Origin of the sequence: Azoarcus sp. TTM-91, assembly GCF_012911025.1 — a bacterium.
Classification (GTDB): Bacteria; Pseudomonadota; Gammaproteobacteria; order Burkholderiales; family Rhodocyclaceae; genus Azoarcus.
The window spans coordinates 1-1,340 of sequence record NZ_WUEI01000257.1 but is presented as its reverse complement, the minus strand read 5'-3'; the positions used below and the strand labels follow the sequence as shown (position 1 = coordinate 1,340).

General features: G+C 69.2%; 1 protein-coding gene. It reads right to left on the bottom strand.

The window, feature by feature from the left end:
• Positions 1–115: 115 nt before the first annotated feature.
• Positions 116–1,243 (bottom strand): PA0069 family radical SAM protein, encoded by a 1,128-nt coding sequence (locus tag GRF61_RS24090; protein WP_169153147.1) that lies wholly within the window; start codon positions 1,241–1,243, stop codon positions 116–118.
• Between the last annotated feature and the right edge of the window lie 97 nt (positions 1,244–1,340).

Genomic DNA, 1,340 nt, shown 5'->3' with positions numbered 1-1,340 from the left:
GGGGAGTTCATGGCGTTGTTGTTATGGCCGCGAAGGCTCGATTGTAGCCGGGGCGGGGGAGAGCTCCGGCGATCGGGCCGCCGTCTGGTGCGGGGGCTTTACCGGCAGCGGCAGGTCAGAACAGGTCCAGCTGCGGCGAGGGGGCTTTCGGCGGCGCATCCACCACCGGCGGTTTGAAGAGGCTGCTGTCCAGCGGGCGGCGGTGGCGGTTCAGGCCCAGGCGCTCGCAGCTGCGGTGCAAGCGCTGGCGGTAAAGCTCGGCATAAACGCCTTCGCCGCGCATGCGGTGGCCGAAGCGGGCGTCGTTGGCCTTGCCGCCGCGCATGGCGGCCAGCAGGCTCATCACATGGCGCGCCTTGCCGGGGGCGTGGCGCTGCAGCCATTCGGCGAACAGCTCCTTCAGTTCGTAGGGCAGGCGCAGCAGTACGTAGCCGGCGGTTTCCGCGCCGTGGGCGTGGGCGGCTTCCAGCACCGCTTCGAGTTCATGGTCGTTCAGCGCCGGGATCAGCGGCGCGCACAGCACGCCCACCGGGATGCCGGCATCGCTCAGCCGGCGCAGGGTTTCCAGCCGCCGCGCCGGGCGGGCGGCGCGCGGCTCCAGGCGGCGGGCGAGGTCGTCGTCCAGCGTGGTGATGGAGAGCATCACCTGTACCAGGTTGTCGCGCGCGAGGTCGGCGAGCAGATCGATGTCGCGCTCTATCAGTGCCGACTTGGTGATCATGCTCACCGGGTGGCGGGTCTCCACCATCACCTGGAGGATCTGGCGGGTGAGCCCGGTACGCCGCTCCACCGGCTGCCAGGCGTCGGTGTTGATGCCGAGGGCGATGGGCTCGCAGCGGTAGCCGGGGCGAGCAAGCTCCCGCCGCAGCAGGTTGGCGGCCTCCGGCTTCCAGAACAGCTTGGTCTCGAAGTCCAGCCCGGGGGAGAGGTCCAGGTAGGCGTGGGACGGCCGCGCGAAGCAGTAGATGCAGCCGTGCTCGCAACCGCGGTAAGGGTTGATGGAGCGGTTGAAGCCGACGTCCGGCGAGGTGTTGCTGGTGATGACGGTCTTGGCGCGATCCACCAGCAGTTCCGTTCTGAGCTTGCCTTCGCCGCCTTCGTCCTCGTTGGACCAGCCGTCGTCGAAGTCGCCGCGCTGCCAGTCGAGGAAGCGGCCGTCCGGGCGCAGCGCGGCGCCGCGGCCGCGCTGGGCCTGGGTGCTTGCCTGGGGGCTCTCCGGTTTTCTGTAATTTTGTACAGTCATGGGGCGGAGTTTCCGCCGGGGTTTGGGGTAGCGTCAAGAGGCGTTTGTCGGGGTGGTGGAGGGTGAATGGGGCTGCAGGGGTCTCTGCTTGCAGGGG

Coding starts and splice junctions, on each gene's coding strand:
- GRF61_RS24090 (WP_169153147.1), bottom strand. CDS start 1,243: ATGACTGTACAAAATTACAGAAAACCGGAGAGCCCCCAGGCAAGCACC.